We start from the raw sequence: 6,877 nt of genomic DNA, 5'->3' as shown, positions 1-6,877 counted from the left end.
CGCCCCCGCCGGGAACATCGGCATCTGGCGCCCCTCCACCGGCCAGTTCCACCTCCGCAACGACGACGGCTCTCTCACCGTCCTCGACTGGGGCCAGCCGAGGTAACGGGCCGTACGGTCAGCCGATGCGGTCCTCGCCCGGTGCCTCCCCCACGTGAGCGCCGGGCGAGGACTTCCTCAGGCGTTCGGCTGCGGCATCCACCTCCGGTGCACCAACCTTCGCGGCGACCTCCGCGAACCACGCGATCTCGGCATCCAAATCCAGGCCGTCCGCCTTCAACCGGCACCGCTCGCTGGACTGGATTTCGCTCCCCGACAGTTCAGCCGCGACGGCATACGTCAGCAGCGCCGCCTCCACAGCGACGGTCAGCCGCTCGCCGGACAGGCCAACCGCACGCAGCTCCTCCTCAGCGGCCAGTGCATGGGCCGGGCCGAAATGACGCTCCAGGGCGAGCATGCTGTCCCTGATCTCGATCACCTGCCGGTAGAGCCGCAACCGGGGGTTGTGCCGCCGCACTTCCTCAGGCAGCGGCAACGCCACCTCGGGTGTCGCGTGCTGGAGTAGCTGCCAGAGGGGTGTGAGGCGCCGGACGTGTCGCGCGGCCGTGGTCTTCTCCCTGCGCTCCGCCACGGAAGGCCAGAGCACCGCCACGGCGAACAGCAGCATGGTGAACGCCAGCAGAACCTGCGTCGTACCTGCCACCGCCGCCGGTTCGCCGATGTTCCAACGCATCTGTCGTACCGTCAGGTAGTACGCGCGATGGGCCAAGTACACCACGCCAGTCACGGATGAGGCCCGCATCAGCCACAATGAGGTGCGCACTGGTCCGGGCGTTGCGTGTCGACCGTGGACCCAGCACAGGACTGCCGAGGCCGTCAAGCCAACCGCGGTATAAGCGGTGAGCACCATCCAGTACAGATAGCCGGCCCACGATCGGTCGCTGTATGTCAGAAGGTCGACATTTCCGTCCGGTCGCGGCATCACGGAAAAGGCAGCGGTGAGGGCGGCCGCGGCGAACGCCAACCCCGCCAGATTGAGTCTCGAAGTCCGGTCCTGCGAACGTCCCGTCATCGCCCTGACGAATTCCACCATGAGCGCGACGGCGGCCAGCCCGGACAGCTGGACCAATAGGTTGGTGCCACTGGCGATCCCGGTCGCGGCGTCGATCGCCCGGCGGATCCAGGGGACCCCGACCGTCATCGACACCGTCCAACTGGCCCACACACCCCACAACACGCGGGTACGCCTCGGCGCGTCCCGCAGCTTTCGCAGACTCCACAACGTGGGTATCCAGACCACCGGCAAGAGCGCCAGATCAATCGGTCGCATCCGTGTGCTCCCACTCGTAGGCGGCCGAGAAGGTCGCCATCACCAGGCTGAGTGTGTCCGCGCTCTCGCGCGACGCATGTGGCGACGCGGCCGGAGTGGTCGCGAAGTATTGCCACATCAACGAGGCGAGCAGCTCGGTCTCATGCTCCTGACTGGTCGTCGCCCGGGTACGTCCCCGCGTCAGCAGTCGGGCGGCCATCGCCGGGTCCAGGTCCGGGAAGAGCCGCCGCAGCCATTCGTCGTCAGGCTCACCGTGCTGGTGATGGTCGAGCAGCATATGTGCGAGCTCGTGGAGGATGATGTGGGTCTGGTGGACCGGGCTGGTGCCGCTGGCGTAGTAGACGTGGTCCACATCGGCGAAGGCGATCCACACCCCGCAGACCCCCGAACGGCCAGGGTCCCGCCCGGACAGCGGCATCAGCTGCAGACACCGCCCGCGTTGCCGGGCCACTGCCTCGGCCAGGCTCTCGATCGTGAAAGGTCTCGGGGCATCCAGCTGCCCGATCAGCTCGTGACAGCGCGCACTGAACCGCCGCCACTCCCTTTGCTCCACACCCGCCCCCGTGTTCGCCCCCCGCCGCGTGAACAGTCGGCCACGCGTGCCCCAGAGGAGTCTAGACGGACGGTTGTTCGTACGGGGAGCCCGGCGCTTCCGCCTGCGAAGCCACCCCCGGGGGCTCTTTCCCGACCAGCCCGCTCCGCTCGATCAGCGACCGTACGGTGTCCACACCGTGCGTCGACATGGTCGCCACGGCCGCAGCGCGAAGTGCCACCGATCGGACGTCATTGGCCCGCATCGCGGCGATCAGCGCGAGCTGCGCCGCCACCCGGTCGGCTACCTCGTCATCGATGAAGTAGGCCTGCGGGACGCCGAAGAAGTCGCCCAGTGCCCGTAGCGTGCCGACTGTGGGATTGCCGGCCCGACCCTTGACAAGTGCCCACAGGCGCCCGGTTGAGAGCGTCGGGTCCCCGGGCTTCGCCGCTGCTCGAATACCGTCCACCACCTCGTTCAGGGTGTAGCGTCGACCGAACGGCTGAACGTACGCGAACAGATACTCGAGCCGCTGCCCGAGCCGCTCCGCTTCAGGATCGTGCCTGTTCTCCTCTTCCGCTGCCGCCCCCTCCCGCTCGCTCATCCGTACCCCATCCCTTCGCGCGCCTGGCAGTGACCACCATATTGTCGACTGTCCCGAGTGCCCTGCGCTACAGCCGCTTTCCCGGGCGGCTGACGCTACCCTGGTACCCACCCCCCTCGGGGCCCGCACGCCGCTGGCTCCGCACCGGGGTGGGTGCGGGCCGCGCGGCGTCATTCGCCGCGGACCAAAATCGCCTGATGAGGCTTCGCAAAATCGGCTCCGAGCTTGACTCTGCCGGGGATCTTGGAGCTTCCCGGTGTGCTGGCCCGGCCAGTGGGCATGCTCGGGCTGATCGAAAACCGCGCAGTTGTCGAGGTGTCAGTCGTCGCTCCGTCCCCGCTCCGGTGAGCAAGTCCCGTCTTTGACCGCGCAGATCGCACGGGCGAGCAACCCGGGTGGGACGACAGCGATGTGGGTCAGAGACCGGTTGGACGGGCTGTGGCGCGACGAGGACTGCGCGGGCCGGTACTCGCGCGACGGACGCCCCGGTATCTCGCCTGCCCAGCTGGCCACCGTCAGCGTGCTGCAGTTCCTGCTCGGTCTGTCGGACCGGCAAGCGGCCGAGGCGGTGCGCTGCCGCATCGACTTCAAGTACGCGATGGCCATGGAACCGGACGATCCCGGCTTCCGTCACAGCGTGCTGGCCGACTTCCGCGAACGCCTGACCCTCGACGACCGAGCCGACCGGCTCCTCGATCTGGCCCTTGCACGCCTGAAGGAGACTGGACTCGTACGCGAGCGCACCACTCAGCGCACCGACTCCACCCACGTCCTGGCCGTGGTGCGCGATCCGACCCGGCTGGAACTGGTCACCGAGGCCGTCCGCGCCGCGCTGGAGGAGGTGGCCCGGACTGCTTCGCACCTGCTGACCGGCCTGGTCGACGAGGACTGGGGGCGCCGCTACGGCCGCCCGGTCCGCCTGGGCAAGGACCCCACCCGGCCCAAGACCAGGATCCTCGCCGCCGGTGACGACGCCTGCCGCCTGCTGGAACACCTCCACCACCACGCACTGGCCTACCGGCCCGGCCCACAGGCCGAGGCCCTACGGCAGATCCTCGTGCAGCAGTACTACCGGGACACGGCGGGCCGCCTGCGCCGGCGCGCTGCCGACGACGGTGGCCTGCCGCCCTCCTCGGCAGCAATCGTTTCCCCCTACGACACCACGGCGCGCTACGTCCGCCACGGGCACATCATCAGCTGGAAGGGCTTCGCCGCGCACGTCACCGAGAAGTGTGCCCCCGACAGCGTCAACGTCATCACGGACGTGGCCACCACCTCGGCCGCCACCAACGACGGCCAAGCCCTGCCAGGCATCCACACCCGCCTGGCACGCCGCGAACTGCTGCCCGCCGAGCACCTGGTCGACGGCGGCTACACCTCCCTCGTCCACCTGGAACGAGCCGCCCGCGAACACCGGGTCACCGTCAGCGGGCCCCCTGCCGGGCAACCCCACCCGCCGGCACCGCAAGAACGAAGGGTTCGACCGCGACGACTTCCACATCGACTTCGACCGCCGACAAGTCACCTGCCCGAACGGCCAGGTCAGTGCCGGCCGGCACGGCCCCTACCCGACCTCCTCTCCCACCGCGGCACCCCTGATCGTGGCACGGTTCACCAGGAGCCAGTGCCAGCCGTGCCCGGACCGCCCCCGCTGCACCACCTCCAGTGACGCCCGCAACGTGGGCTTCCCACCGCGAGAGCTCCGTGACCTGCAAGTCCAGGTCCGAACGGAGCAGCAGACACCCGAGTGGAAGGCCCGTCACCGAGACCGCCGACCGCCTTCCAGACCTTCCTGGACGAGAACGACATCCCCCGGACGAAGTCCTGGCGCACCCTCGGCACTTGAGCCCGGTCATCCAAGATCCCCGACAGAGTCAAGCTCAGCCCCCGGCGCCCCGCGGGCCGGGCCCGGGGACCGGCGTGCCGGGGCGGGGCGGAGGTGCGGGATCATGCTCGGCATGACCCCCGTTCTGGTGTTCGGCCTGGCCGCGATGATCATGCTGCTGACGCGGCGGCGGCCCGGCGGCAGCGGGCCGGGGCCGGCCGCAACGGAGGCGGCGGAGGCGGCGGAGGCGGCGGGGTTCGACCCGGCGGCGCACGGGCTGGTCCCCTCGGCCGAGTTGGACCCGGGCCGGGCCGGGCCGCCGATGCGGCTGCTGCGGCGCAAGGAGCTGGAGGCACTGGCCGACTCCTGCCTGGCGGGCGGCTGGCGGGCCGCCGAGGCGTACGTGGCGGCGGCCGGGGAGGACTGGGACGAGCGCTGGTCCCGGCTGGACTTCCTGACCCGGGTGGCCGCCGAGCGGGACGCCTGGCTGACCGCCTGGGAGGAGTCGGGGGCGTCCGCGTGCGCCGCCGCGACGGTCCGGGCCCGGCTGCTGGTGCAGCGGGCCTGGGAGGCGCGCGGCAGCGGCTTCCCGGCGCAGGTCGCGCCGGAGCGGATGGCCGCGTTCCGGGCCCAGCTGCCCGCGGCGTACGAACTGGCCCGCCGGGCCGCCGAGTCGGACCGGCGCGACCCCGGCCCCTGGGTGGTGATGATCACCGCGGCGCGCGGGATGCGGCTGCCCCGGCGCAAGTTCCGCGCCCTGTGGGCCGAGGTGACCGCCCGGGCCCCGCACCACGTCGGCGGGCACTGGCAGGCGATGCAGTACTGGTGCGCCAAGTGGCACGGCAGCGACGCGCTGATGCTGCGGTTCGCGGTGCGCGCCGTGCACACCGCCCCGGCCGGGTCGCCGCTGCCCGGGCTGTACCTCCAGGCGCTCACCGAACTGGAGTTGCGGCACGGCCCGCGCGGACTGCCCGGCGGCCGCCGCCACCGGGACCTGCTGCCCCGGGTCGCGGCCGCGCTGGACGGCTCCCCCGCGTCGAACGAGCAGGTGCCGCTGCTGCGCCACCTGCTGGCGCACTTCGCCCTGATGTCCCGGCAGCCCGCGCTGGCCCTGGAGCAGTTCCGCCGGATCGGCCCGTGGTGCGGCGCCCACCCCTGGTCGACCGCGCCCAACCCGGTCCGGGCCTTCGACCGCGCCCGGGCCCTGGCCGCGGCCCTGGCCGGCCCGGACGGAACGGACGACGGCCGAACGGCAGCGCAGCCCGCCTGAGCCGCCCCCGGGCCGAACGGGCCTCCGGCGCACCGCGATTCACCGGTATGTGTCATGGCGGAGGGGGTGGCGCGGCGGGATCCCGCCCCGTCCGGTGCGAGCGGCGACGAGTGCCGTGACCGCCCCCGGGTTCGGTCGTTATCCCCGAACGTGAGTGCCGACCCATGGGCCCCTATGGGCGTCCGAGACGAAACGATTCAGCAGGCTCCCATCTACGCACGGCTGGTGACCATCTGGCACCAGTCCGGCCGCACCGTGCCCGGCCGCCGGGACCACGAGTGGTCCCGGCTGGTCACCCCGCCCCGGTTCTCCGCCCACCCGGCACCCGAGCGCGAGCCCGAACGGGAGCGGGAACGGTTCTCCCCGCACCCGCCACCCGATCCGGCCCCCGATCCGGCCCCTGATCCGACGCCCGATCCGGCTCCCGGCCCGGCCCCTGATCCGATGCCAGCGGACGAGGCCACCGGGAACGCCGCCACCGCACCGAGTGCCACCGCACCGGGCGCCCTTGTACCGGACACACCGGCACCCGACACACCCGTGCCCGACACGCCCGCCGCTCTGTCCCTGTCCGCCGTCCCGTCCGACACCCCGCCCAGCACCCCGTCCGACATCCCGCTCAACACCCCGTCCGACATCCCGCTCAACACCCCGTCCGTCGTCCGTCCGAGGGAGGCCCGGTGACCCACCAGAACACCCCGCACACGTGGTTGCGGCGCAAGGGCGAGCCGGACTGCGTGCTGCTGCTGGACGTGACGGTGTCGCCGTGTCCGGGGCTGCGGGTCTCGGTGCCGGCCCGGCTGCGGTACTACCGGGCCGATCCGTACGCCGTGCACCTGGACTGCCACGTGGACCTGGAGGAGCCGATCACCTGGCTGTTCGCCCGCGAGTTGCTGGTGGTCGGGCTGGAGGGGTGGGCCGGGGTCGGGGACGTGACGATCCGGCGGTCGACGGCGGACGAGGACCTGCTGGCGATCGCGCTGAGCACGCCCGGGCAGACCGCGGTGCTGCACACCCCGGCGGGGCCGGTCCGGGAGTTCCTGGAGCTGAGCCACCGGCTGGTGCCGGTCGGGACCGAGCACCGGTACCTGGACACCGGGGGGATGCTGCGCCGGATCCTGGCGGAGGCCGGGGACCCGGAGAAATTCGAATAACACCGGGCCGATCAGACCGATCGTATTTCTGTCGGGTCATCACATTCCACGAGGTGCGGCCGCCGGGCGGCCGCACCGGGAATCACTCCTTCGCCACCGAACGGAACCGGCCGCCGCAGGACCGATTTCCGCCCCCGTCCGCCGAAAAGTCGGCGTTCGCCG

6 protein-coding genes and 2 pseudogenes are annotated in these 6,877 nt (G+C 71.6%); 5 read left to right on the top strand and 3 right to left on the bottom strand.

Features of this window, described 5'->3' with window-relative positions:
* Nucleotides 1-118 precede the first annotated feature (118 nt).
* The 3 genes from IH44_RS0129105 to IH44_RS0129095 all read right to left on the bottom strand — a co-directional run bounded on the left by IH44_RS0129105 (nt 119) and on the right by IH44_RS0129095 (nt 2,466).
* A complete protein-coding gene (locus IH44_RS0129105; protein ID WP_030462736.1) occupies nt 119-1,330 on the bottom strand; it encodes an MAB_1171c family putative transporter in 1,212 nt (403 codons plus the stop codon).
* Nucleotides 1,317-1,883, bottom strand: a complete 567-nt coding sequence (locus IH44_RS0129100) for a hypothetical protein (RefSeq protein ID WP_030462735.1) — start codon at nt 1,881-1,883, stop codon at nt 1,317-1,319. Before IH44_RS0129100 ends, IH44_RS0129105 begins: the two co-directional genes overlap by 14 nt.
* 61 nt (nt 1,884-1,944) lie before the next feature.
* Nucleotides 1,945-2,466, bottom strand: a complete 522-nt coding sequence (locus IH44_RS0129095) for a hypothetical protein (RefSeq protein ID WP_030462734.1) — start codon at nt 2,464-2,466, stop codon at nt 1,945-1,947.
* 409 nt (nt 2,467-2,875) lie between these two features.
* Between IH44_RS0129095 and IH44_RS48625 the strand changes: the two are divergent.
* From IH44_RS48625 to IH44_RS0129075, 5 genes and pseudogenes are all read left to right on the top strand, one after another.
* A pseudogene (locus IH44_RS48625) lies at nt 2,876-3,100 on the top strand (transposase); the annotation flags it as partial.
* Between the two features lie 331 nt (nt 3,101-3,431).
* Nucleotides 3,432-4,181, top strand: a pseudogene (locus IH44_RS49835) (transposase); the annotation flags it as partial.
* Nucleotides 4,182-4,424: 243 nt separating this feature from the next.
* The gene (locus IH44_RS0129085) at nt 4,425-5,561 is read left to right on the top strand and encodes a hypothetical protein (RefSeq protein ID WP_157852504.1); all 1,137 of its coding nucleotides are present in this window, start codon (nt 4,425-4,427) and stop codon (nt 5,559-5,561) included.
* Between the two features lie 225 nt (nt 5,562-5,786).
* Complete coding sequence (locus IH44_RS46770; protein ID WP_157852503.1) at nt 5,787-6,245, top strand: hypothetical protein; 459 nt, start codon at nt 5,787-5,789, stop codon at nt 6,243-6,245.
* Nucleotides 6,242-6,715, top strand: coding sequence for an SsgA family sporulation/cell division regulator (locus IH44_RS0129075; protein WP_051817469.1), 474 nt, complete (start codon nt 6,242-6,244; stop codon nt 6,713-6,715). The genes IH44_RS46770 and IH44_RS0129075 overlap by 4 nt, the downstream gene beginning before the upstream one ends.
* The last annotated feature ends 162 nt before the right edge of the window (nt 6,716-6,877 follow it).

The sequence above is a fragment of the Kitasatospora sp. NRRL B-11411 genome (assembly GCF_000721345.1).
GTDB lineage: Bacteria > Actinomycetota > Actinomycetes > Streptomycetales > Streptomycetaceae > Kitasatospora > Kitasatospora cineracea.
This window is presented reverse-complemented; position numbering and strand designations above follow the sequence as displayed.

Bases quoted from the DNA above. Each gene is read 5' to 3' on its own strand.
- IH44_RS0129105 (WP_030462736.1), bottom strand. From the start codon at position 1,330: ATGCGACCGATTGATCTGGCGCTCTTGCCGGTGGTCTGGATACCCACG.
- IH44_RS0129095 (WP_030462734.1), bottom strand. From the start codon at position 2,466: ATGAGCGAGCGGGAGGGGGCGGCAGCGGAAGAGGAGAACAGGCACGAT.
- IH44_RS0129085 (WP_157852504.1), top strand. From the start codon at position 4,425: ATGACCCCCGTTCTGGTGTTCGGCCTGGCCGCGATGATCATGCTGCTG.